The 21927-nt window shown below is 66.9% G+C and carries 24 protein-coding genes; 10 read left to right on the top strand and 14 right to left on the bottom strand.

Annotation, left to right across the window (positions count from 1 at the left end; genetic code table 11):
* Positions 1-38: 38 nt before the first annotated feature.
* Complete coding sequence (locus tag HLH25_RS04475; protein ID WP_182972938.1) at positions 39-1004, bottom strand: thiamine pyrophosphate-dependent dehydrogenase E1 component subunit alpha; 966 nt, start codon at positions 1002-1004, stop codon at positions 39-41.
* Between the two features lie 197 nt (positions 1005-1201).
* Here HLH25_RS04475 and HLH25_RS20480 point away from each other — a divergent pair, with 197 nt between their 5' ends.
* Complete coding sequence (locus tag HLH25_RS20480) at positions 1202-2149, top strand: helix-turn-helix domain-containing protein (RefSeq protein WP_182972939.1); 948 nt, start codon at positions 1202-1204, stop codon at positions 2147-2149.
* 38 nt (positions 2150-2187) lie between these two features.
* On the opposite strand, the gene HLH25_RS04485 is transcribed toward HLH25_RS20480, so the two are convergent.
* The 3 genes from HLH25_RS04485 to HLH25_RS04495 form a co-directional block, all read right to left on the bottom strand.
* Positions 2188-3363 carry a 5-(carboxyamino)imidazole ribonucleotide synthase gene (locus tag HLH25_RS04485; RefSeq protein WP_182972940.1) on the bottom strand — a complete coding sequence of 392 codons (1176 nt, stop codon included), beginning with the start codon at positions 3361-3363 and terminating at the stop codon, positions 2188-2190.
* Positions 3360-3824, bottom strand: coding sequence for a 5-(carboxyamino)imidazole ribonucleotide mutase (gene purE, locus HLH25_RS04490; RefSeq protein WP_182973083.1), 465 nt, complete (start codon positions 3822-3824; stop codon positions 3360-3362). The genes HLH25_RS04485 and purE overlap by 4 nt, the downstream gene beginning before the upstream one ends.
* A gap of 106 nt (positions 3825-3930) precedes the next feature.
* Entirely contained in the window at positions 3931-4131 is a 201-nt protein-coding gene (locus tag HLH25_RS04495) for a DUF465 domain-containing protein (RefSeq protein ID WP_182972941.1), read from the bottom strand.
* Between the two features lie 173 nt (positions 4132-4304).
* Between HLH25_RS04495 and HLH25_RS04500 the strand changes: the two genes are divergently transcribed.
* A complete protein-coding gene (locus tag HLH25_RS04500) occupies positions 4305-4475 on the top strand; it encodes a YdcH family protein (RefSeq protein ID WP_182972942.1) in 171 nt (56 codons plus the stop codon).
* 53 nt (positions 4476-4528) lie between these two features.
* On the opposite strand, the gene HLH25_RS04505 is transcribed toward HLH25_RS04500, so the two are convergent.
* The 3 genes from HLH25_RS04505 to rpmE form a co-directional block, all read right to left on the bottom strand.
* Complete coding sequence (locus HLH25_RS04505; protein WP_182972943.1) at positions 4529-5107, bottom strand: DUF1013 domain-containing protein; 579 nt, start codon at positions 5105-5107, stop codon at positions 4529-4531.
* A 237-nt stretch (positions 5108-5344) separates the two neighbouring features.
* Entirely contained in the window at positions 5345-5842 is a 498-nt protein-coding gene (locus HLH25_RS04510; protein ID WP_182972944.1) for an Hsp20 family protein, read from the bottom strand.
* 194 nt (positions 5843-6036) lie between these two features.
* On the bottom strand, positions 6037-6267 hold the full coding sequence (rpmE, locus tag HLH25_RS04515; protein ID WP_114726912.1) for a 50S ribosomal protein L31: 231 nt from the start codon (positions 6265-6267) through the stop codon (positions 6037-6039).
* 236 nt (positions 6268-6503) lie between these two features.
* Between rpmE and mscL the strand changes: the two genes are divergently transcribed.
* The gene (gene mscL, locus HLH25_RS04525; RefSeq protein ID WP_182972946.1) at positions 6504-6974 is read left to right on the top strand and encodes a large conductance mechanosensitive channel protein MscL; all 471 of its coding nucleotides are present in this window, start codon (positions 6504-6506) and stop codon (positions 6972-6974) included.
* A 43-nt stretch (positions 6975-7017) separates the two neighbouring features.
* Here mscL and HLH25_RS04530 read toward each other — a convergent pair whose 3' ends face one another.
* Entirely contained in the window at positions 7018-7749 is a 732-nt protein-coding gene (locus HLH25_RS04530) for an SDR family oxidoreductase (RefSeq protein ID WP_182972947.1), read from the bottom strand.
* Positions 7750-8185: 436 nt separating this feature from the next.
* Between HLH25_RS04530 and HLH25_RS04535 the strand changes: the two genes are divergently transcribed.
* Genes HLH25_RS04535 through HLH25_RS04550 form a run of 4 tightly spaced genes read left to right on the top strand, consistent with a single transcriptional unit; the run spans position 8186 to position 10813 of the window.
* The gene (locus tag HLH25_RS04535; protein WP_220791686.1) at positions 8186-9022 is read left to right on the top strand and encodes a hypothetical protein; all 837 of its coding nucleotides are present in this window, start codon (positions 8186-8188) and stop codon (positions 9020-9022) included.
* On the top strand, positions 9019-9747 hold the full coding sequence (locus HLH25_RS04540) for an ATP-binding cassette domain-containing protein (RefSeq protein ID WP_182972949.1): 729 nt from the start codon (positions 9019-9021) through the stop codon (positions 9745-9747). The genes HLH25_RS04535 and HLH25_RS04540 overlap by 4 nt, the downstream gene beginning before the upstream one ends.
* 30 nt (positions 9748-9777) lie before the next feature.
* On the top strand, positions 9778-10311 hold the full coding sequence (locus HLH25_RS04545) for a GNAT family N-acetyltransferase (RefSeq protein ID WP_220791687.1): 534 nt from the start codon (positions 9778-9780) through the stop codon (positions 10309-10311).
* A 31-nt stretch (positions 10312-10342) separates the two neighbouring features.
* Positions 10343-10813, top strand: coding sequence for a hypothetical protein (locus tag HLH25_RS04550; protein ID WP_182972950.1), 471 nt, complete (start codon positions 10343-10345; stop codon positions 10811-10813).
* Here the strand turns inward: HLH25_RS04550 and secF are convergent.
* The 3 genes from secF to HLH25_RS04565 form a co-directional block, all read right to left on the bottom strand.
* Positions 10743-11684 (bottom strand): protein translocase subunit SecF, encoded by a 942-nt coding sequence (secF, locus tag HLH25_RS04555; protein ID WP_114726915.1) that lies wholly within the window; start codon positions 11682-11684, stop codon positions 10743-10745. The genes HLH25_RS04550 and secF overlap by 71 nt on opposite strands.
* Positions 11685-11695: 11 nt before the next feature.
* A complete protein-coding gene (secD, locus tag HLH25_RS04560) occupies positions 11696-13255 on the bottom strand; it encodes a protein translocase subunit SecD (RefSeq protein WP_182972951.1) in 1560 nt (519 codons plus the stop codon).
* Positions 13256-13418: 163 nt separating this feature from the next.
* The gene (locus tag HLH25_RS04565) at positions 13419-14567 is read right to left on the bottom strand and encodes a PA0069 family radical SAM protein (RefSeq protein ID WP_182972952.1); all 1149 of its coding nucleotides are present in this window, start codon (positions 14565-14567) and stop codon (positions 13419-13421) included.
* Between the two features lie 216 nt (positions 14568-14783).
* On the opposite strand from HLH25_RS04565, the gene HLH25_RS04570 reads away from it, so the two are divergent.
* Complete coding sequence (locus tag HLH25_RS04570) at positions 14784-15779, top strand: Gfo/Idh/MocA family protein (RefSeq protein ID WP_182973085.1); 996 nt, start codon at positions 14784-14786, stop codon at positions 15777-15779.
* Positions 15780-15786: 7 nt separating this feature from the next.
* Here the strand turns inward: HLH25_RS04570 and HLH25_RS04575 are convergent, their stop codons facing one another.
* The 3 genes from HLH25_RS04575 to HLH25_RS04585 form a co-directional block, all read right to left on the bottom strand.
* Entirely contained in the window at positions 15787-16134 is a 348-nt protein-coding gene (locus tag HLH25_RS04575; RefSeq protein WP_182972953.1) for a 4a-hydroxytetrahydrobiopterin dehydratase, read from the bottom strand.
* Positions 16135-16199: 65 nt separating this feature from the next.
* Positions 16200-18008, bottom strand: coding sequence for an ABC-F family ATP-binding cassette domain-containing protein (locus HLH25_RS04580; protein ID WP_182972954.1), 1809 nt, complete (start codon positions 18006-18008; stop codon positions 16200-16202).
* Between the two features lie 96 nt (positions 18009-18104).
* Complete coding sequence (locus HLH25_RS04585; RefSeq protein WP_182972955.1) at positions 18105-18839, bottom strand: response regulator; 735 nt, start codon at positions 18837-18839, stop codon at positions 18105-18107.
* A 358-nt stretch (positions 18840-19197) separates the two neighbouring features.
* Here HLH25_RS04585 and HLH25_RS04590 point away from each other — a divergent pair, with 358 nt between their 5' ends.
* Both HLH25_RS04590 and HLH25_RS04595 read left to right on the top strand, forming a co-directional pair.
* Entirely contained in the window at positions 19198-19773 is a 576-nt protein-coding gene (locus HLH25_RS04590) for a sigma-70 family RNA polymerase sigma factor (protein WP_182972956.1), read from the top strand.
* A gap of 436 nt (positions 19774-20209) precedes the next feature.
* The gene (locus HLH25_RS04595) at positions 20210-21922 is read left to right on the top strand and encodes a sensor histidine kinase (protein WP_246401335.1); all 1713 of its coding nucleotides are present in this window, start codon (positions 20210-20212) and stop codon (positions 21920-21922) included.
* Positions 21923-21927: the final 5 nt, after the last annotated feature.

Consider the following 21927-nt stretch of genomic DNA (forward strand, 5'->3'; position numbering starts at 1 on the left):
GTCTCTTTTCTGGCTCGCGGGAGGGGGAGGCGGGGCGCTCAGTACCGGACATAGACATCGGCCAGCAGGTCGGCGGGCTCGGGCAGCGGGGCGGCCTTGGCGGCGACGACCGAGCTTTCGATTTCGTCGCGTACGGCTTCGTCGATCGCGTCCAGTTCCGCGTGCTCCAGCAGGCCGGCTTCGGTCACCTTCTTGCGGAACAGGTCCAGGCAATCGTGGTCGCGCTTGGCCTCGGCGACCTCGCCAGCGGCGCGATATGTCATGGCATCGCCCTCGAAATGGCCGTACCAGCGCTGGAGATGCACATGCAGCATGATCGGCCCGTTGCCGGCGCGGGCATGGGCGATGGCTTCGCCGGCCGTCTGGTAGACCGCGAAGAAATCCGACCCGTCGCATTCCAGGTAGGGCATGCCGAATCCGGCCGCGCGGTCCTTCTGCGTGCCTGCCACCGCGAAGGAGGAGCCTGTGGCCTCGCCGTAGCCGTTATCTTCCACCACGAAGACCACCGGCAGTTTCCACACCGTGGCGAGGTTGAGGCTCTCCAGCGTGGTGCCCTCGTTCGATGCGCCGTCGCCGTAGAAGGCGACCGCGATGCCGCCATCCTTCAGCGTCTTGTGCGACAGGGCCGCGCCGCACATCAGGGGCGGGCCGCCGCCGACGATGCCGTTGGCGCCCAGCATGCCGCGCGAGAAGTCGGCGATGTGCATCGAGCCGCCCTTGCCCCGGCAGACGCCGGTGCTCTTGCCATAGATCTCGGCCATCATGCCCGAGACCTCGACGCCCTTGGCGATGCAGTGGCCGTGGCCGCGATGCGTGCTGGAGATGGTGTCGTTATCCGTCAGGTTGGCGCAGACGCCGACGCCCGACGCTTCCTCGCCGCAATAGAGATGGACGAAGCCGGGGATCTCACCCGTGGCGAATTCGACATGCAGCCGCTCCTCGAAATCGCGGATCGTGCGCATGGCCCGATAGGAGCGAAGCAATGTTTCCCGTGCGATCTGCATTGGAAATCTTCCCTGTTATTCCGGGGATATCGAATCCCGATATCCGTCGGCACAGGGGAACGCCGATTAACTCGGGAGACAAGAAAGACTGTTATTTGAATAACGAATATGTGACTCGGTCTGTCCGCTCTGTCGCGTTCCTGCGACAGGCGGGACGGGTTAAATGAAGACAGGCTATAACCGTTCGGAAGAGACGGATGATGTTGCAGACGCCATCACCTTGGGTGGCCGGCCCCGTGCCGGCCGCCGCTGTTGCCCGGATGCAGCTTGCCGCATCGTGGCAACGCTGCGAGGGCGATTATGCCCTGGACCCGGCGCAATCCGGGCTTACCGACCTGCTGTCGTGCTTCGAGCTGCGCCAGTCCTGCGACGAGGCTGGACCGCTGCTGCGGTTTGCCGATGCCGAACTGGACCGGTTGCATGTGATCGTGCGCGACATGGAATATGCGGTTCTGCTGGCCGACCGGACTGGCACCGTGCTGACCCGCCGCACCGTGCGGGACAGCGAGCGCGGCTGCCGGCGCTGGCATCTGTGGCCCGGCGCGCGGTGGAACGAGCGCGAGGAAGGGACCAACGGCATCGGGACCTGCCTGGCGGAGCGGCGGCCCGTCACGGTGCATATGAACCAGCACTGGCGGATGAATCTGCGCTATCTGACCTGCACCGCCGTGCCGGTCTATGACGCGCTGGGGCGACTGGCGGGGGCGCTGGATGCCAGTTCGTATCATCCCGACCCGGATGCCCGCGATGTTGCGCTGATCCGCAATACGATCACCGAGGCGGCGCGGCGGATCGAGGCGCGCTGTTTCAGCGACCTGTATCGCGGGCACATGATCGTGACCATGGGGGCGGATGATGGAACGTCGGCCCCGTTGCTGGCGCTGGATGCCGAGCGCCGGGTCGTCGGTGCTACCCATGCCGCGCGCCGGGAAATGGGGCTGGAGGACGGCGACGAGCTGGCATTCTGCCTGATGGACGAGCGGGGGCCGGGACGGGATGGCTTTCGCGTGGCGGAGAAGGCGGTGGTCGAGGCGGCCCTGGCCTCCGCGCGGGGCAATGTCAGCGCGGCGGCGCGGCAATTGGGGATCAGCCGGTCGACCCTGCACCGGAAGATAAAAACCCTGGCGATCGACGCCGAATCGTAGGGGTTTCCAGGGGGGATTTCCCCCCTGGAAGCAGGGCTTTAGCCGGTGGGGTCGTCCTGCCGGCCGTGGCCTTCGGCCAGCGGCCCCAAGGCGGCGTCGACTCCGAATTCGCCGGGCAATGCGCCGGCGGGGAACAGGACGTTGACGTGGCCCATCTTGCGGCCGGGCCGCGCTTCGACCTTGCCGTAATGATGCGGCAGCAGGCCCGGCGTCGCCAGGATGGCCGGCCAGAGCGCCATGTCGTCGGGGCCGACGAGGTTCTTCATCACCGCGTCGGAATGCCGGACGGCCGGAGGCAACGGCAGGCCGGTGACGGCGCGGACATGCATGGCGAACTGGTCGACCGGGCAGGCATCCATGGTCCAGTGGCCGGAATTGTGCGGACGCGGCGCGATCTCGTTGACCAGGACCCGGCCGTCGCGATCGACGAACATCTCGACACCCAGCAGTCCCACCAGGTCCAGCGCGTCGGCGATCCGCAGGGCGATCTTGCGGGCATCGTCCCGGATCGTCTCGGGCACACGGGCGGGAGCGAGGCTGAGGTCGAGGATGCCTTTCCGGTGGCGGTTTTCCGTCACGTCGAATGTGACCGCGATGCCGTCCAGCCCTCTTGCGACCATCACGCTGATTTCGCAGGCGAAATCCACCATGCCTTCCGCGACCAGGGGATGGGGGGCCAGCGTGTCGAAGGCGGGCTGCATGTCTTCGTCGCGATGGATGCGGCTCTGGCCCTTGCCGTCATAGCCCAGGCGGGTGGTCTTGAGGATGAAGGGCAGGCCGAGATCGGCACGGGCGGCGGACAGGTCGGCGGGCGTGCCGACTTCGCGCCATGGCGCCACGGGAATGCCGGCTTTGGTCAAAAAGCGCTTTTCGGCCACGCGATCCTGGCTGATGCGCAGGATACGGCCGGACGGGCGTACCGGGCGGAGGGCTGCCAGCAGTTCCAGCCCGTCGGCGCTGATATTCTCGAATTCGAAGGTGACGACATCGACGGCCGTGGCGAAGCGGCGCAGGGCGTCGGGGTCGTCATAGGCGCCGATGGTGATTGTGTGGGCGACCTGCGCCGCCGGGCCGTCCGGCTCGTTGGTCAGGATATGGACCCGGTAGCCCAGGCGGGCGGCGGCGATGGCGGACATGCGGCCGAGCTGGCCGCCGCCGACGATGCCCAGGACCGCGCCGGGGGGCAGGGCGGCGGGAGAGGAAGGCGCGCTCATCGAGACGGGCTGTCCGCGACCGCGTCGGTCTGGGCCTGGCGCCAGGCCGACAGCCGGCCGGACAGGCCGGTATCGTTCAGGGCCAGGATCGAGGCGGCCATCAGGGCGGCGTTGATGGCGCCCGCCTTGCCGATGGCCAGTGTGCCGACGGGCACGCCGCCGGGCATCTGGACGATCGACAGCAGGCTGTCCATGCCCTTCAGGGCGTGGGATTCCACCGGTACGCCCAGAACCGGCAGGATGGTCCAGGCCGCGCACATGCCCGGCAGATGCGCGGCGCCGCCTGCGCCGGCGATGATGACCGAGAGCCCGCGCGCGGCGGCGGTGCGGGCATAGTCGGCCAGGCGGTCGGGCGTGCGGTGCGCGGAGACGATCCGGACCTCGTGCGCGACCTCCAGCGCCTCCAGCACCGCTACGGCATGCCGCATGGTTTCCCAGTCGGACTGGCTGCCCATGATCATTCCGACCCGAGGCTCGGCCTGGGAGGTGGAATGGGGGGAGAGGGGGGGAGGCGTATCGGTCACGCTGGTCGGCTTTCGGGACTGCGGAGAGGGGAGAGAGGGAGGTTCAGGCGATGCTGTCGGGGATCAGGCGGCTTTCCAGCCACGAGATTTCGTCCTTCAGCAGCAGCTTGCGCTTCTTCAGCCGCTGGAGCTGGAGCTGATCCATCGGATGCAGCGCCAGACGGCCGATGACGGTATCAAGGTCGCGGTGTTCGCTGCGCAGTTCGTGCAGCTTACGGAGCACGGTATCCCGGTCAGTCAGCATTGTACCCCGTCTCGCATGTGGTCGGTCACGCATTCTACCGACTCTTGCCGCGATGGCGAGAACCCGATAGCGCGCATGACCGCCTTGGTGAGTCCTGCAATTTTAGCATGCACCGCGCCAGCGTGGCTGGCCTAGGCTATCTGCTGTCGGAAACGCAACTCGCTGGAGGCATCATGTCCCACGAACCCAGACTCCGTAGCCTGCGCCTGCGTCACGCCCGCCTCGATGACAGAATCTTCGACGAGGACCACCGACCGTCGCCGGACCTGAGCGTTCTGCGACGGCTGAAGGTGGAGAAGCTGCGGATCAAGGAAGAAATCGAGCGGCTTTCTCATCCGGCGTGAGCCTGGGCGACCAGACAGGAGACGGGCGGGCATGATCTGCCCGCCCTTGCCGGTCAGTTGGCGTCTTCGCCGATTTCCAGCGGCACCGGGACGGCCTGGCCTTCGCGGGTCAGGCGCTCGTTCGCGGCCTGGACCATGGCGTTGAGGTCGGTCTGGCTGCACAGGCCCAGAATCACCGGATCGCGCGGCTTGATGTTGGCGCTGTTCCAATGTTGGCGGTCGCGCACCTTGGCGATCGTGTCCTTGGTGGTGCCGAGCAGCTTGACGATCTGTGGCTCGGAAAGCTGCGGGAAATTGCGCAGGACGAACGCGATCGCGTCGGGGCGGTCGTTGCGCTTGGCGACGGGGGTGTAGCGCGCGCCCTTGGCCCGGCGATGGATCGGGTTGGGCGTGGACAGCACCTTCAGCCGCAGGTCCGGATTGGCTTCGCAGCGCGCGATGTCGTCCGGACGGACCTGGTGATTGGCGACCGGATCGTAACCCACGATGCCCTGCGCGACTTCGCCATCGGCGATGGCCTGGACCTCCAGCGGGTGCATGCCGCAGAATTCCGCGATCTGGGTGAAGGTCAGTGCCGTCTTTTCGATCAGCCACACGGCGGTGGCCTTCGGCATCAGGGGCAGTGCATTCATGATAACGGGTCCTAACTGCGCAATGGGTGGCGCCGCGCAGGCACCCGGTCCATGTCAGCGTCCCGGAACCCGGTCCACCGCTGCGTGCCTGCAGACGCGCAATGACTTGATGACCGATATGGGGCCGTTCGGGGGAGTGGGTCAAGGGCGGGCGGCGTGTGCCGGCCATGAAAAAAGGGCCGGACTTGCGCCCGGCCCCCTGTTGTGTGGACTGTACTGCCCGAACCGTGCGGACGGTCAGGCGGCGTGTTCGGCTGGCGCCGCGTTTGTGCCGTCATTGGCTACTGCCGGTGCGGGCTGGGCCGAAACGGCGGGGGCGCCGGTACCGACGGGAATGCGGCGGGGCTTCAGGGCCTCGGGCACGAAGTGCCGGACGGCGACGCGCAACAGGCCGTTCGTCAGGTCCGCGTTGTCGACCACGATGTGGTCGGCAAGGACGAAGCGGCGCTCGAAGGCCCGGGTGGCGATACCGCGATGCAGCACTTCGCCCGCGGGCGCGGCATTGGCCAGACGGCCGGCCACCACCAGCGTGTTGTCCTGGACCGTGAGTTCGATATCCTCGGGGCCGAAACCGGCGACCGCCATGGTCAGGACGTAACTGTCCTCGCGCAGCTTTTCGATATTGTAGGGGGGATAGGACGGACCCGCCGGGTTCTGGGCGGCATTGTCCACGAGGCGCGCCAGACGGTCGAAACCGATGGCGGTACGGAACAGCGGTGCGAAATCATAGGTCATGTCAACCTCCTCGACAGCAAGGTCAATTCAGCCGGCCGTATTTGGCCCCTCGACGAGCGGGCCGGAGCCTGACTGGCGGAAACCCGAATGGCGTTTCCGTATCCCTGATGTGAGAAACCCCGCCCCCCGGTTCAAGGGGCAGGGCTCTGCAAACATGCCGATGTGGCGGGCGGGGGATGTTGCCCCCGCGGCCTTTACGCCTTGGCGCGGCGGCCCAGACCACCGAACTTCTTGTTGAACTTCGCCACCTGGCCCCCGGTGTCGAGCATGCGCTGCACGCCGGTCCACGCGGGATGCGACTTGGGGTCGATGTCCAGGCGCAGCGTCGCGCCGGGCTGCCCGTAGCAGGAACGGGTCTTGTATTCGGTGCCATCGGTCATGATGACATTGATTTCGTGATAGTCGGGGTGAATGCCGGATTTCATCGTCAAACCTTCATGCTGGACCCGCCGATGCCGACCGGGGGCGTTTGCATGGGCGTATAGATGAGGCGCGGCGCGGGATCAACGCCTATCTGCCGGCGTTCCGGCGTTCCGCCGGGCTGGTTTGAAGCGATCGGCAGACGATTGCCGCATGCAACGCGGCGGCCTGTGTTTTGTTGTTCATGTGGTATCAACCGGATTGCTATCAATTCCGTGTCGGCAATGCACAAGGAGGCTCCATGTCCGTCAAGGCCCCGTCCATCCATACTCCGGGATGGGTTTCGGAATTCCGCGCCTTTCTCATGCGCGGAAACGTCGTCGACCTTGCGGTCGGTGTCATCATCGGTGCGGCGTTCACCGCGATCGTCAACAGTCTGGTCAAGGACATCTTTACGCCCTTCATCGGGTTGCTGATCGGCGGTATCGACTTCACCAACGTCTTCGTCACGCTGCGCGGGCCGCATCTGGCGACCCTGGCGGAGGCACAGAAGGCCGGTGCGGTGACGATCAATATCGGGCTGTTCCTGAACGCGCTGATCCAGTTCATCATCATCGGCTTCGTCATCTTCTGGGTGGTCAAGGCCGTGAACCGGCTGACCGTGAAGCATGAGGCCGCTCCGGCCGCGCCGCCGCCGCCGCCGCCGCCGCGCAGCGAAGTGCTACTGGAAGATATTCGCGACCTGCTGGCCGCGAAGAAGACCACGCCCTGAGACGGGGGCGCCGCCATCCGCGCTGGCGGGTGGCGGCGGGCTGTCAGGCCGTTAGGCCGCCATCGACGGCGAGGCATGTGCCGGTGATGTAGCCGGCGCGGGGGCTGGCCAGGAACGACACCATATCCGCGATATCGGAGACCTTGCCGTAGCTGTCGGTGGCGGTGAAGCCGCGGATGGTGGCCGCGGCGTCGCCGTGCGCCGGGTTGAGGTCGGTGTCGATCGGGCCGGGTTCCACCACGTTGGCTGTGATGCCCCGCGCGCCCAGGTCGCGCGCCACGCCGCGGGCGAAGCCGCCCAGCGCCGCCTTGGTGGCGGAATAGAGCGAGATGCCGGGGAAGGGCGCGCGCGCGCCGAACGCCGAGCCGATATAGATCAGCCGGCCGCCGGTACCCATATGTTTGACGGCTTCCATGGTTTCCACCATCGCCGCGCGCACGTTCAGGTGCAGGGTGCGGTCGATCTGCTCCACTGTCATCTCGCCGATCGGGCCGTAGGGGTAGATCCCGGCATTGCACACCAGAATGTCCAGCCGGCCCAGGGTCGCCACGGTCTGGGTGATGGCGGCGATGTTGCCGTGGGTCGTGGCGCCGTCGGCCTGGATGGCCACCGCCCGGCGCCCGAGGGCCTCGATCGTGGCCACGACCTGGGCGGCGGCGGTGGCGTTGCTGGCGTAGGTCACGGCGATGTCGAAGCCGTCTTCAGCCAGTTTCGCGGCGATCGCGGCGCCGATTCCACGGCTTCCGCCAGTCACGAGGGCGACACGTTGGGTCATGGATCTCATCCTTGGTTTCGGAGGTTGAAGGGGCGGCGCGTCGGTATGGACGATGCGGCCCGAATGGAACAGATAAAGTTTCGGGTAAAAAGCCAAAGGACTACAGGGAATTTCATAGGCGCGTCATGCCCCGCCGGTCATTGACATGCGACCCCTCCATGGACCTTGCCGCTGTTCGACAGAAATCCTTGCGGGCGATATGGATAGGGTCATGACGGCGATCAAACCTAGCTTGACCGAAGAAGCCGTGATCGTGGCGCATCGCCCGGATCGTTCTTCTGGTTTTGCGGCGAGGTTGTTCGCGCTTGAGCGCAGAAGCATGAAAAATGCCATCAAGGCTTGCTTTGCCTTGCGGCGTGACCGGGTGCTGGCCCTTTTCATACTCGCGGGGTTTCTGTCATTCCTCCATTTCTGGGGAGGGAGCCAGCCTTGGCCGATGACGGCAGGGGGGGGCGGGGGCGTGGCGTGTCTGCTGGGTTTCGGGATCGAGCGGTTTCTGGACGGCCGGCTTGCCTTTCACGAAACCGATGGCCTGTTGCCTGTCGCGGCATTGCGGCGCCAAGAGCGCCGACAATACAAAATGGCGTGGCATCTGGTCGGGTTCGGCGTTGCGGCCTTCATGATGCTGGTCCTGCGCGCGGCCCTGCTGCCGGTCATCGTGCCTGGATATGTCGCGGGTGCCTTGTGTGGGCAGGTGACGCTTCATGTCGTGCGGTCGATAGCGCCGGTGAGGGCGGCGGCGGTCAGGCGGCGTGTTCTCATCTGGCCGCGTCGCTGGCTGGCCGGTTTGGGGGCGGCCGTCGTGCTGGCGCCGGTTCTCCTGCTCGTTGCGCGACTGCCCGATCAGACCGCGCGCCTGTGGTTAGCGGGGATCGGGGCGGCTGTCATCGGTCTGGCATTGACCGGCATCGATCATGCCGTGGTGCGGTTCATGGCGGGTGCCGGGCATGCGCCGTGGCATGTCATCCGCCATCACGTACGGGGGCTGGTCGCGTTCTGTGTTCCGGCCGCGCTGGTTGCCTTTCTTGCCATCGGGCCGGCCGGGGGTGGCGTATTGCTCGCCGTCTCGGGTGGGAGCCTGTTTCTCGTATCGCTGAATATTCTGGTTGCCCTGCTTTACGCTAAACAGGCGGCCTCGCTGGTCATCATGCTGACACTCGCCATGATTGTCGTGATCGCAAACATGTTGCCGATCGTGCTGCCCCTCTTCCTGATCATGCTCATCTGGCAGCTTGTCCGCCGGGCGGCGGCGCGGACATGGATCGTCGCATGACGCCGGTCGTGTCTCTTCGAGGCGTTCGGGTCGCGCATCAGGGCAGGACGGTCGTTCACGCGGTCGATCTGGATATCCAGCGCGGTTCGTGGTTTGGCCTGGTCGGGGCGAATGGATCGGGCAAGACCAGTCTGCTCAAGGCCCTGGCCGGCCGGTTGCCGTTTTCGGGCGGGGCCTGCCTGATCGGCGGAGAGGACATGATCGCGGATCGGGCCGGGCGGGCCGAACAGTTCGGCTTCGCGCCGCCGGCCGATCGTCTGCCCGATAGTTTGCGTGCCTCCGAAATGCTTGCATTCGTTGGAGGACATCTCGACCGCGTGCGTCGGAATCTCGGCCCTCTGCGCCAGGCGCTGGGCGTGGACCCGTTGCTGGATCAATGGATCGGCAATTGCTCTGCCGGGATGAAACAGCGGCTGGCCATCGCCGCCGCCTTCGCGGGTGGGCAAAAGCTGGTCATTCTGGACGAGCCGTTCAACTGGCTTGATCCGGTTGCGATTTTCGACCTGCGCCTGGCGTTGCGTCAGATGGTCGACGACGGTCTGACACTGATCACGGCCCTGCATGACCTGCATGCACTCGTCGTGGCATGCGATGACGGGCTTATCCTTGCGAATGGAAAGAAGAGGATCGATCTCAGTCACGGCATGTTGCGGGATGCCGCGGTCGCGCCGTCTCTTTTCGAGAAGGAGATGATCGATATTCTGCGGGCGGGCGCCGCCGAATAGGAGCGGCGTCGTCCATGCGGCGAGGGCGTCGTGAGCGATCTTCCGACCTTTCATACCGGCAGACTTGTCGTCAGGCCCCGCGTGATGGCGGATCTGGACGCCTGTCTGGCGATGGATCGTGATCCGGAGGTTACGCGCTTCGTGGCCGGTCCCTGGGACGATTCCGCACGCCACGAGGCGTTCGTGCGGGAGAGGATGACGGCCGATTTCGGCCGGGGGCTCGGATATTGGTCGGTGTTCGACCGGCATGAGCCGCATTGCTTTCTCGGATGGGTGTTGCTGATCCCCTGTGATGGAAACGGCCCCGATATCGAGATCGGCTGGCGGTTCGTCCGCCGGGCGTGGGGGCGGGGATACGCGACGGAAGCCGCCCTGCCGGTTGTGGCGCATGCGTTCGGTACGCTGGGATTGGGGCGGATCGTCGCCGGCATCGCACCGGGGAACGAAGGCTCGATGAATGTGGCCCGCAAGATCGGGATGCGCCGGTCAGGGCCGAGTGAGGGGGCAGGGGTGGAGGTGGAGGCGTTGTTCGTCATGACCCGTTTCGATCATGAGGTGTTTTGAACGGGGGTCGATTCTGCTCTAGGCTCTGGCGATGACGAAAAGCTGGAACAGGATCGGGCGACGGAGGCTGGCGGCATCGCTGCTGGTGACGGCCTTTGTCGGGCTGACGGGATGCCAGGGCGGGGCGCCCGCCGAGAGCATTCAGCCGGTGAGCAGGCTGCCGCTGCCGTTGCAGGCGTATCTGAGCCTGGATACGTATTTCATCGCCCAGGGGATGGTGAAGGGGCGGCTGTCGGATGGACGGCTGATGCATGATCAGGCGCGCGATCTGGTGGCGGCGACCCTCTATGCCCGCCAGTTGGCGGCGCGGAACATGATGCACCCGACGGTGGATGGCCAGAAGCGGGTGCAACTGGCCATCGAGATGGTACTGGACTGCGTGCAGCAGGCAAACAGCGGCGCGACCGCCGGCTGTCTGACGCCGCCGTCGGTCAGCGGGGGGGGCGGGAGTCCCGCCGCAGGCGCTTTTCACCCAGCAACAGCAGAATCGGCGCCGCGATAAAGATCGAGGACGAGGTTCCGACCACGATCCCGAACAGCATCACCCACGCGAAGCTGGACAGGCTGGCCCCGAACAGGGCCAGCGGCAGGGCCGCCAGGAACACGGTGGTGGAGGTGCCCAGCGTGCGGCTGAGGGTCTCGTTGATCGACAGGTCGATCAGTTCGGCCAGCGGCATGGTGCGGTATTTGCGCAGGTTCTCGCGCACCCGGTCGTAGACCACCACCTTGTCGTTGGTGGAGTAGCCCAGGATCGTGAGGATGGCCGCGACCATCACCAGGTCGAACTCGAAATGGGTGATGACCAGGAAGCCGACGGTCTTGGTCAGGTCGAGGATCAGGGTGATGACGGCGCTGACCGCGAACTCCCACTCGAAACGGAACCAGATATAGCCCAGGATCATCAGTAGGCTGATGCCCAGCGCCAGCATGCCGTCACGGAACAGTTCGGCCGAGACCGAGGCGCCGACGGCATCGGCGCGCAGGACCTGCGCGCCCGGCAGGGTGGCGACCGCGTGGCGGACCGAATCGACCAGTGCCTGGGTGCGGGCCTCGTGATCGGCGCTGCTGGCCGGGGGCGCGTCGAGGCGGATCAGCACGTCGTCGGGGGCGCCGAAGGACTGCACGCCGGCGGCCTCGACATGCTGGGTGGCCAGCGCCGCGCGGACCTGGCCGAAATCGGCCGGGCCCTGGGTGCGGACCTCGACGACGATGCCGCCCCGGAAATCCAGCCCGAGGGTCAGGCCGGGATGGAGGAAAAGGATCACGGACGCGATCGACAGCACCGCCGAGGTGGCTAGGCCCATGAAGCGGCCGCGCATGAAGTTGATTTTTGTGCCGTTGGGCACGAAGCGCAGGAGGGGGCGAGAGAACATGGTGATGCGCCTCAGACCGGCAGGACAGTGGGACGGGTGCGGGCGTACCAGCGTACCATCAGCATCCGCGACAGCAGCAGCGTGGTGAACAGCGTCGTGACGATGCCGATCATGATCGTCAGGGCGAAGTTCTGCACCGGGCCGGTACCGAAGGCGAACAGCATGATATGCGCCAGCAGCGCGGTCGCGTTGCTGTCCAGGATGGTGGAGGTCGCGCGCTCGAAGCCGGCCTGCATCGCCGCCAGGGGCGTGCGGCCGCGCGCGATTTCCTCGCGGATGCGTTCGTTGATCAGGATGTTGGCATCCACCGCCATGCCCAGGGTCAGCAGCATGCCGGCCATGCCGGGCAGGGTCAGCGTGGCCTGGAACAGCGACAGGATGGCGACCATCAGCACCAGGTTGGCCAGCAGGGCGACATTCGCGTACCAGCCGAAGCGGCCGTAGAACAGCGCCATGAAGACGATCACGAGGGCGAAGCCGATGCCCAGGCTGATCATGCCCGCGCGGATCGAGTCCGCACCCAGCGACGGGCCGATGGTGCGCTGTTCGATGACCGACAGCGGGGCGGGCAGGGCGCCGGCACGCAGCAGCAGGGCGAGGTCGGTGGCCGACTGGGCATCGAACCCACCGCTGATCTGGCCGTTGCCGCCGCTGATGGCGCTGCGGATGACCGGGGCCTGCACCACCTTGTTGTCGAGCACGATGGCGAAGCGGCGGCCGACATTGGCCTGCGTGGTGGCGGCGAAGGCGCGGGCGCCGATGGAATCGAAGGTGAAATTGACGGCCCATTCGCCGGTCTGCTGGTCGATGGCGGCGGAAGCGTTGGTCAGGTCCGAGCCATCGACATCGACATGATCGGCGACCGGCAGTTTCTGGTCCGGCGCGTTCATCATCGGCAGCAGGCTGACGCCGGGACCGGGCACGGCGGAGCCGAGCGCGTTGTCCTGCACCATGTGGAAGGTCATCTTCGCCGTTGTGCCGAGCAGGTGCTTGACGCGCTCCGGATCGCTGATGCCGGGCAGTTCGACCACGATGCGGTCGTCGCCCTGGCGGGTGATCTCGGGATCGACGGCACCGGTCGCGTCGATGCGGCGGCGCACGATCTCGATCGACTGGGTGACGGCGTCGGTCGCGCGCAGGCGCATGGCCTCGGGCGAGAGCGTGACGGCGATGCTGCCATCGGGCCGCTGGGCGACCGCGAATTCATTGGGCACCGCCATGGGCATGGCGCGCAGGGCCTTGAGGTCCGCCTCGGTTTCGGAGGGGCTGCGCGGGGTGAAGGTCACGGTGCCGGCGTGCGCGTCGGTCGCGACATCGCGGTAGCCCAGGCCGGCGCCGAGCAGCGCCTGGCGGGTGCCGTCGGCCAGCGTGCGCAGGCGGTCGGCGGTGACGCTGTTCATGTCCACCTGCATCAGCAGGTAGGAGCCGCCCCGGAGGTCGAGCCCCAGGTGGATCTGGCGCCACGGCACCGTCGGCGCGGGCTGGCGCAGGGCATTGGGGAGGCAGAGCAGCACCCCCAGGAAGCAAACGGCGACGACCGAGGCCAATTTGAGCCGGCTGTAATACATCATGACTGAAAAGGGTGCTCCTTACGCTCGGCCCGGCCGGCTCCCTGTTCGCGTGTCGATGCCGGCGGAGGGCCGGCGACGCGGGAACATGCCGGGCCGGCGCGCCGGATGCAACCGCCCGACGGCTTCCGCCGCACGAAATCCTTCCGTTTCGTGGGCGTATTCGTCAGAACAGGGAGAGTTGCGGTTCCGGCGGCGGTGGGGGGGACGCGAAGCGCGTGCAGTCCAGCGGCCGCCCGCGTGTGAGCCCCAGTGCCCGGCGGGCGCGGGCGAAACGCTGGGCCAGCAGGTCGGCATGCGCGCCCTGGCCCCGGCCGCGCTCGCCGAAGGTCGAATCGTTCAGCCTGCCGCCACGCATCGCGCGGATGCGGTGCAGGACGTGGTGTGCGCGGTCGGGGTAGTGCTGGGCCAGCCAGTCCGCGAACAGCGGTGCGACCTCCAGCGGCAGGCGCAGCAGCGCGTAGCCGGCATCGCAGGCGCCGGCCCTGGCGGCGGCGCCGAGAATCGCTTCCAGTTCGTGGTCATTGAGGGCCGGGATCATCGGTGCGGCCAGGACGCCGGCGGGAATGCCGGCGGCGGCGAGGGCCGACAGGGCGTCGAGCCGCCGGGCCGGGGTGGAGGCCCGAGGCTCCATCCTGCGGGCCAGTTCGGTATCGAGCGTGGTGACCGACAGGCTGACGCGCACCAGGTTGCGCGTGGCCAATGAGGCCAGAAGGTCGAGGTCGCGCAGGATGCCGGCCGATTTGGTGACGATGGTGACCGGGTGGGAAAACCGGTCCAGCACCTCCAGGATGGCGCGGGTCAGGCCCGTCTGGCGTTCGACCGGCTGGTAGGGATCGGTGTTGGTGCCGAGCGCGATCGGGCGGACCCGGTAGGCATGATGGCGGAGTTCCCGCTCCAGCAGGCGGGCGGCATCCGGCTTGCAGGTGAGGCGGGTTTCGAAATCCAGCCCCGGCGACAGGCCGATCCAGGCGTGGGTGGGGCGGGCAAAGCAGTAGATGCAGCCATGTTCGCACCCGCGATAGGCGTTGATCGACCGGTCGAAGCCCAGATCCGGGCTGTCGTTGCGGGTGATGATGGTGCGCGCCTGCTCGAATGTGAGTTCGGTGCGCGGGGCGGCGTCGTCCGCGGCCACGCTGCCCCAGCCGTCATCGACCGGGGACGAGTGATGGCGGGCGAAGCGGTCGGGCGGCGACAGGGTGGCGCCACGCCCATGGCGGATGCCGGCCAGGGTGGACGACTCGTCGGACAGGGTGCGCGCGGCGGCGCGGGTCGGCTGTCCGGAGCCGATGCGGATGGGGGACGGGTTGGACATGGCGGGCTCCGGGACGGCGCCTGTGGCGGGTGGGCGGCATGATGGCAGGCCGGCCTTTGGCGATCAAGAACAAAAAGTGAACATGCAATCCCGCGCGGGTTGGCCGGCGGTGCCGCCTCTGGCCGATCGGGCGCGCGTGCTCTAACCCTTCGTCATCCTGAATGCAGAGAGGACACGATGGCGGGGCTGTTCGGTGGCGGAGCGACGCGGGGTGAGATGGCGCGGCAATTGCGCGTGGGCGTCATCGGCGCCGGTCATTTCGGACGGTTTCATGCGCTGAAGGTCGCCGCGTCGCCGCGTGAGCGCCTGGTGGGCATTCATGACCCGGACCAGGCGCGGGCCGCCGCCGTTGCGGCTGAGGCGGGCGGGGCCGAGGCGGGCGGGGTGCCGGCGCTGGCGCTGGACGACCTGCTGGAGCGGTGCGAGGCGGTGGTGATCGCCGCGCCGGCCGAACATCATTTCGCGCTGGCCGACCGGGCGTTGCGGGCCGGCCGGCATGTGCTGGTGGAAAAGCCGATCGCCTCGACGCTGGAGCAGGCCGACAGGCTGGCGGCGCTGGCCATGGAGACCGGGCTGGTGCTTCAGGTGGGGCATCTGCTGCGCTATTCGGCCGAGCATCATGCCATTACCGGCCGGATTACGCGCCCGCTCTATATCGAGGCGACGCGCATCGCCCCCTTCAAGCCGCGCGGTACCGATGTCTCGGTCATTCTGGACCTGATGATCCATGATCTGGATCTGGTGCTGGCGATCGTGGACAGCGAGATCGTGGATGTCGATGCGCTGGGCGCGGCGGTGAGTTCGCAGCACGAGGATATCGCCAACGCCCGCGTCCGCTTTGCCAACGGGTGTGTGGCGGCCATTACCGCCAGCCGGATTTCGCTGAAGACCGAGCGGCGGATGCGGCTGTTCTCGGAGGAAGGTTATCTTTCGGCCGATTTCGTGAAGCGCGAACTGACGATGATCGGGCGGGAGACGGGGTTGCCGTTGCCGGGCACCGGCGGCTTCCGGCGGGAGGTCGTGCGGTGGGACGACCATGACACGCTGGCGGCCGAGCATGTGGCCTTTGCCGCCGCGTGCCTGGATGGCGCGCCCGTTCTGGTGGATGCCCAGGCGGGCCGGCGCGCGCTGGCGGCGGCGCTGGCGGTGACGGACGGCATCGCGGCGGTGCGTGCGCTGTGGGAGACCTCCGGGCTGGTCAGCCCCGGCTGATGGACGCTCAGTGGGGCAGGGTCTCGATCCGTGCCGCCATGATGAAATCGTTGCGGTGCAGGCCGCCGATACTGTGGGTTTGCAGCTTCAGGCGCACATAGCCCCAGCCGAAGGCGATGTCCGGATGGTGGTCGGCGGCTTCGGCCAGGGCCGCGATCCGTTCGACCAGCGCGTAGGCGCTGGCGAAATCGGGCAGGACGCAGGAGCGCAGCAGCGTCGTTCCGTCAGGGGAGAGGGTCCATTTGGGGATCTGGGCCAGCAGGCTTTCGGATTCGGCGCGCGTCAGGGCCGGCGTGTCGCGGGAGCACGGGACGATGACTTCGCGGGCGAGGGCTGTGGTGGCGGAGAGGGGCATGGCGGTGTTCCTTCAGCCGCTGGTCTCTTCCACGCGGCCGGGGTGCGTGCCGCGCGCGGCGCGGGTCAGGATGAACCCAGCGATTCGCGCAGCATTTCCAGTTCCAGCCAACGTTCTTCCGCCGCCGTCAGTTCGGCCTCGGCGCGGTCCAGTTTTTCCGTCGTCGCGGTGAAGGCCGCCGGATCGCGGGCGTAGAGGCCGCTATCCGACAGGATCGTCCGCAACTGGCCGATCTTTTCCTCCAGGGTCGCGATCTGGCCGGGCAGGCGGTCCAGCGCGTGCTGGTCCTTGTAGGAGAGTTTGCGTGCGGGACCTTTGTCCGACCGCTTCTGTGCCGCGGGCGGTGCGCCTGCCTCGGGGCGCCGGTCGCGGCCCGCCGGGGCCATGCCGCCGCGCTGGGCCAGCATGTCGCTGTAGCCGCCGGCATATTCGACCCAACGTCCGGCGCCTTCCGCCAGCAGCACCGAGGTGGCCACCCGGTCGAGGAAGTCGCGATCGTGGCTGACCAGCAGCACGGTGCCGGCGTAGGCGTCCAGCATCTCCTGCAACAGGTCGAGGGTTTCCAGGTCCAGGTCGTTGGTCGGTTCGTCCAGCACCAGCAGGTTGGAGGGGCGGGCGAGGGCGCAGGCCAGCATCAGCCGGCCGCGTTCGCCGCCCGACAGCGCGCTGACGGGGGTGCGCGCCTGTTCCGGGCGGAACAGGAAATCCTTCATGTAGCCGATGACGTGGCGCTTCTCGCTGCCGACCTGGACCATGTCGCCGCCACCGCCGGTGAGGGTGTCGGCCAGGGTGGTGGCAGGGTTGAGCGTGCGGCGCTGCTGGTCGAGGGTGACGACCGACAAGGCGGTGCCGACGCGGATTTCGCCGGAATCGGGCTGGTCCAGGCCCGTCAGCAGCCGCAGCAGGGTGCTCTTGCCCGCGCCGTTGGCGCCGACGATGCCCAGCCGGTCGCCGCGCAGCACCCGCAGGTCCAGCCCGTCGATGACCGTGCGGGGGCCGTAAGCCTTGTGGATGCCCTCGGCCACCGCGACCAGCTTGCCGGACAGGCCGTCTTCGCTGGCCTGCATCCTGACGCCGCCGGGGGCGCGCACGGCGTCACGCCGGGCCTGGCGCAGGGCGGCGAGCTCGCCGACCCGGCGGACGTTGCGCTTGCGCCGGGCGGTGACGCCGTAGCGCATCCAGTCTTCTTCGCGCGCGATCTGGCGGTCCAGCTTGTGGGCGTCGCGCTCTTCCTGCTCCAGGACCTCTTCACGCCAGGATTCGAAGCGGCCGAAGCCCTGGTCGAGGCGACGCGTGATGCCGCGATCGAGCCAGACGACGCTGCGGGAGAGGGTTTCCAGCAGGCGGCGGTCATGGCTGATGATGATCATGGCCGACGACAGGGACAGCAATTCGCGTTCCAGCCACTCGATGGTCGGCATGTCGAGATGGTTGGTGGGCTCGTCCAGCAGCAGCAGGTCGGGTTCGGGCGCCAGCGCCCAGGCGAGGGCGCAGCGCCGGGCCTCGCCCCCCGACAGGGTTGCCGGATTTTCCGCGCCCGTCAGGCCCAGTTCGCCCAGCAGCAGGGCCGCGCGGTAATCCGGCCCGTCTGGCGGGATGCCCGAGCGGACGTAGTCCAGCGTGGTGGCGAATCCCGACAGGTCGGGTTCCTGCGGCAGGTAGCGCACGGTGGTGCCGGGCTGGAGGAAGCGCGTGCCGCCGTCGGACGCCAGTTCGCCGGCCGCGATGCGCAGCAGGGTGGATTTCCCGCTGCCGTTGCGCCCGACGAGGCAGATCCGTTCGCCGGCCGAGACGCCGAAGCCGGCGCCGTTGAGCAGCGGAGCGCCGCCGAGCGTCAGGGTGATATCCTGAAGAAGAAGGAGAGGAGGCGACATGACCGGGGTTCTGGACCATGGCGAAGGCCATGCGCAAGAGCCAGCGTAAGGGGAGCCCGCATCGGGCTACCCCCCAGGGACCTTTCGAGGCGGGTTTCAGGTGATCCTGGGGCCGCCGGTGACCGCCTGGTAGGTCGCGATGGCCAGTGTCATCGGTTCGAAGGGCTTGGTGATGACGAAGGCGGGTTCGATCGCTTCGCCCGTCAGCAGCCGTTCCGGGTAGGCGGTGACGAAGATGACCGGGGCCATGTGGTGACGGAGGATGCTGGCGACCGCGTTCGCGCCGTCGCCGCCCGCGCCGAGATTGATGTCCGCGAGGATCAGGCCGGGTTTGGTCTGGCGCGCGAGTTCCACCGCATCGGCTTCGGTGGCCGCCACGCCGGCGACCTGATGGCCGCACCAGCGGACCAGATCCTCGATATCCATCGCGATGATCGGTTCGTCCTCGATGATCAGGATGGAGGTCTGGGCGACCTTGCGTAGTCCGGCGTGGGCGTGGGCAAGGATTTCGACGGCCTCGGCCTCCTCGATATCCACGACCCTGGCCGCTTGGGCGGTGGTCAGTTCTTCCAGCGATGTCAGCAGCAGGAGCTTGCGTTCCAGCACGCTCAGGGTTTCGGCATCGGAGGCCGGATTCTGCCGGAACTGGCGCGAGATCCATTGATAGAGACACTGCCGTGCCGGCATCGGTCCGGCTTCCGCGACAGCCAGTCCGCGCAGGCTTTCGGCCACCAGAAGATCGCCGCGCGGTTGACTGCCGGTCAGCGCCCGCGCGTATCGCCTGGCATAGGGAAGGGCCCGGATCAGATCCTGCCGCCGCGAGAGGGGCATTGAACGGTCAACTCCGTATGGAACAAGAAACATGTTACATTATGGATCATGACAGCGTTAGATTTGTCCGCAAGAGGAACTAGGGGTCAGGGGCGCCATTCGTTCAACGATCGTGTCGTCGTCGTGACATCGGGACGGCGGACGGGTGCTTCATTGACGCGCGCCGGGCAGGAATCGGTGTGAACGAATGGGGGCTCGGGCTGGCGGCAGGTACCGCTCATGGAGCCGCCGCGGGGGGCATGACGGGATTTTAACGGTGGATTAGGGTTTTCTAAACGCTTCTCACGCCTTCGTCATGATTAAAACACAACCCAGACATTACACTGGCGCGAGTTTTGGCAAGAGAGGACACAGAGCAATGGCCCATAATTTCCATGACCAGGTGATCGCGATCCTCCCGCGCCTGCGTGTTCAGGCGCTGGCTCTGACGCGCAATCGAACGATGGCCGAAGACCTGGTGCAGGATGCCGTCTGCAACGCGCTGGCCGCCCAGGACAGTTTCATCCCCGGCACCAATTTTTCGGCGTGGATGCACCGCATCCTGCGCAACCGCTTCATTTCCGACCTGCGCAAGCGGCGGGAAACCACGGATATCGAGGATATCCCCGCCTCGGTGCTGGCCACGACGGCGCCGCATGAGGACCGGCTGGCGCTGAAGGATCTGGCGATGGCGCTGGACCGCCTGCCCGAAGACCAGCGCGAGGCGCTGATCATGGTGGTGCTGCATGGCATGAGCTACGAGCATTTGGCCGAGGCGACCGGATGCGCGGTCGGCACGGCCAAGAGCCGGGTCTTCCGTGCCCGCCGCCAGTTGGAAAGCTGGATGATCGGCGAAGAGCATGATTCGCCGCAGATCAAGGCGCGGGTGGCGCGCATGCGCAGCCTGCTGGCGGCGAAGACGGGAGCGCGCAAGGCCGAAGTGGCACGTTCCTGACCCATACCCGGCAACCCTTCGCTTCCCAGGCGGTTATTTCCTGAGTCGGACGGCTGGACGGTAGGTCACGGGCTGTTTTACTGTCCGCCGACATTGATACGTTCGGGATGCGGGTTTCAGTAGGGTGGGCGGGGTATTTCGTGGATCTCAGGGATCATCAATGACGTCCCGAAAGGATTCCCGTCCGAGGCGGCCGTCGAAAAGCAGCGAGACCACCCAGCGAGATGATCCGTTCGAGCTATGGCTCAAGCGCGGGCTTCATGATCTGTTCGATGGAGTTGCATCGGAGCCACTTCCCGAGGAGCTGCTGCGTCTGATCGAGGAAGACCGCAAGACCAGGGGCTAGATGGGCAAGAGTGGCGGCCGGAACAGGCTGAGGCGTGGCGCGCCATATGGTGGGTGGCTTTTTCGGCTGTTCGGGACCGTCAGCGCACGGATGATCGTGATCATCCTGTGCGCGGCGGGTCCTATGGCCATGATCGCGAGCCTTCAGGCATGGAACAGCTATCGCCACACGCTGGAGGCGCCGGTTTTCCGGGCGGATATGGCGGTCAGCCGGATCGATCTGGAAGTGCGGCACGATGTCGATCATATCGGCGCCCTGTTGTCCTCGATCAGCCGCATGTCGCTGGACGAGGGCGGGTTTGTGCGGATTTTCCAGATGGCCCGGTCGCTGACCGGGGAGTTCTATCGCCTGGCCCTGCTGGATGATCATGGGCGGGTGCTGGTCGGGGTCAATGGGAACAGGGTGCCCACTCTTCCGACCCAGGTGCCATACGACGACCTGCCGCGTTTCAGCGGTGACGTGCGGGTGGTGCCGCTCGATATCCCGGCGCAGAACGCGGGCCGGCATTCCTATATCGGGGTGACGCTTTCCACGCCGATTTCCGATTCTTCGGGCACGGTGCGGTCCGGCTTCCTGACTGCTGTCATGCCGGTGGTCTGGAGCCGCCATCATCTTCAGATCGGTGATCCCCGGCTGGATTTCATGCAGAAGAACGGGGTCATCGAGGCCTGGATCGTCGGCCGCGACCTGACGCTTTCGCCTTTATGCGATGATTGCGCCTCTCCGGGGCCGCCGCCTGCCGAGGTGCAGCGCTGGATCGGGGCCATGACGTCCGTTCAGCGTGAGGTCCGGCAGACCATGAGTGTGGGAGATGCCGCCTTCGCGTTCGGCCCGATCGAGGGCGGGGTGGCGGCATTGACGATGACCCGGCGCAATCCGGCTGAAACCCATGCGCTGGTGATGTTCGTGATCTGGCTCTTTGTCATCGTGGGGCTGCTGGGATGCTGCCTGACGATCGTGACCCAGGGTGCGAATGCGCTGCTGATCGCGCCCGTGCGCCGACTGACCGGTTCGGTCGAGCGGTGGCAGGCGGGTGGCGGCGTATTCGATGCGCAGGCGAGCTGGGTGATGCCGATCGAGATCCGGCAACTGGCGCGGGCCTTCACGCAGGCGACCCGCAGCCTGGCCCGCGACGAGCGGCGGCTGGCGCGGGCGGCGGTCAGGCAGGAACTGCTGCTGAAGGAGATGCATCATCGGGTCAAGAACAACCTGCAGATCGTCGCCTCGCTTCTGAACCTACAGGCCAATCGCATCCGGCAGACCGAAGCGCGCCAGGAGTTCGCGCAGGCGCGCGACCGGGTGCGGGCGCTGGCGACCCTGCATCGCTATCTGTATGCCGAGGGCGAATTGTTCAGCATGAACATGGAGCATTTCGTCACCGAGCTGTGTGGGCAGATCATGCAGGCGGCGGGGCACGGGAGCGGCGGGCAGTTGGCCCTGTCGGTTCAGGCGGCGACGCTGGAACTGGAACCCGATCAGGCGGTGCCGCTGGCGCTGATCATTACCGAGATCGTCAGCAATGCCATCAAGCATGCCTTTGCCGACGGGCGGAGCGGCACCATTTCCGTCACGCTGGAGCGGGTGGAGCCAAGGAAGGCGCGGCTGGATATCGCCGATGACGGGATCGGGCTGGCCGGTGGATACCAGCAGGCCAAGGAGGAGCGAAGCGGGATCGGCATGCAATTGATCCGCGGTTTTGCGCGGCAGTTGGGTGGCAAGCTGGAGATTATCGAGGAGGAGGGGACGCGCTATATCCTTCTGTTCCCTCTGAAAGAGGACGAATCGGGCGATCTCGCCCGCTGAATCCG

Origin of the sequence: Gluconacetobacter dulcium (assembly GCF_014174165.1) — a bacterium.
GTDB lineage: Bacteria > Pseudomonadota > Alphaproteobacteria > Acetobacterales > Acetobacteraceae > Gluconacetobacter > Gluconacetobacter dulcium.

Excerpts from the sequence above, each read along its gene's own strand:
- HLH25_RS04475 (WP_182972938.1), bottom strand. The coding sequence starts at position 1,004 with ATGCAGATCGCACGGGAAACATTGCTTCGCTCCTATCGGGCCATGCGC.
- HLH25_RS20480 (WP_182972939.1), top strand. The coding sequence starts at position 1,202 with ATGATGTTGCAGACGCCATCACCTTGGGTGGCCGGCCCCGTGCCGGCC.
- HLH25_RS04485 (WP_182972940.1), bottom strand. The coding sequence starts at position 3,363 with ATGAGCGCGCCTTCCTCTCCCGCCGCCCTGCCCCCCGGCGCGGTCCTG.
- purE (WP_182973083.1), bottom strand. The coding sequence starts at position 3,824 with ATGATCATGGGCAGCCAGTCCGACTGGGAAACCATGCGGCATGCCGTA.
- HLH25_RS04495 (WP_182972941.1), bottom strand. The coding sequence starts at position 4,131 with ATGCTGACTGACCGGGATACCGTGCTCCGTAAGCTGCACGAACTGCGC.
- HLH25_RS04500 (WP_182972942.1), top strand. The coding sequence starts at position 4,305 with ATGTCCCACGAACCCAGACTCCGTAGCCTGCGCCTGCGTCACGCCCGC.
- HLH25_RS04505 (WP_182972943.1), bottom strand. The coding sequence starts at position 5,107 with ATGAATGCACTGCCCCTGATGCCGAAGGCCACCGCCGTGTGGCTGATC.
- HLH25_RS04510 (WP_182972944.1), bottom strand. The coding sequence starts at position 5,842 with ATGACCTATGATTTCGCACCGCTGTTCCGTACCGCCATCGGTTTCGAC.
- rpmE (WP_114726912.1), bottom strand. The coding sequence starts at position 6,267 with ATGAAATCCGGCATTCACCCCGACTATCACGAAATCAATGTCATCATG.
- mscL (WP_182972946.1), top strand. The coding sequence starts at position 6,504 with ATGTCCGTCAAGGCCCCGTCCATCCATACTCCGGGATGGGTTTCGGAA.
- HLH25_RS04530 (WP_182972947.1), bottom strand. The coding sequence starts at position 7,749 with ATGACCCAACGTGTCGCCCTCGTGACTGGCGGAAGCCGTGGAATCGGC.
- HLH25_RS04535 (WP_220791686.1), top strand. The coding sequence starts at position 8,186 with ATGACGGCAGGGGGGGGCGGGGGCGTGGCGTGTCTGCTGGGTTTCGGG.
- HLH25_RS04540 (WP_182972949.1), top strand. The coding sequence starts at position 9,019 with ATGACGCCGGTCGTGTCTCTTCGAGGCGTTCGGGTCGCGCATCAGGGC.
- HLH25_RS04550 (WP_182972950.1), top strand. The coding sequence starts at position 10,343 with ATGACGAAAAGCTGGAACAGGATCGGGCGACGGAGGCTGGCGGCATCG.
- secF (WP_114726915.1), bottom strand. The coding sequence starts at position 11,684 with ATGTTCTCTCGCCCCCTCCTGCGCTTCGTGCCCAACGGCACAAAAATC.
- secD (WP_182972951.1), bottom strand. The coding sequence starts at position 13,255 with ATGATGTATTACAGCCGGCTCAAATTGGCCTCGGTCGTCGCCGTTTGC.
- HLH25_RS04565 (WP_182972952.1), bottom strand. The coding sequence starts at position 14,567 with ATGTCCAACCCGTCCCCCATCCGCATCGGCTCCGGACAGCCGACCCGC.
- HLH25_RS04570 (WP_182973085.1), top strand. The coding sequence starts at position 14,784 with ATGGCGCGGCAATTGCGCGTGGGCGTCATCGGCGCCGGTCATTTCGGA.
- HLH25_RS04575 (WP_182972953.1), bottom strand. The coding sequence starts at position 16,134 with ATGCCCCTCTCCGCCACCACAGCCCTCGCCCGCGAAGTCATCGTCCCG.
- HLH25_RS04580 (WP_182972954.1), bottom strand. The coding sequence starts at position 18,008 with ATGTCGCCTCCTCTCCTTCTTCTTCAGGATATCACCCTGACGCTCGGC.
- HLH25_RS04585 (WP_182972955.1), bottom strand. The coding sequence starts at position 18,839 with ATGCCCCTCTCGCGGCGGCAGGATCTGATCCGGGCCCTTCCCTATGCC.
- HLH25_RS04590 (WP_182972956.1), top strand. The coding sequence starts at position 19,198 with ATGGCCCATAATTTCCATGACCAGGTGATCGCGATCCTCCCGCGCCTG.
- HLH25_RS04595 (WP_246401335.1), top strand. The coding sequence starts at position 20,210 with ATGATCGTGATCATCCTGTGCGCGGCGGGTCCTATGGCCATGATCGCG.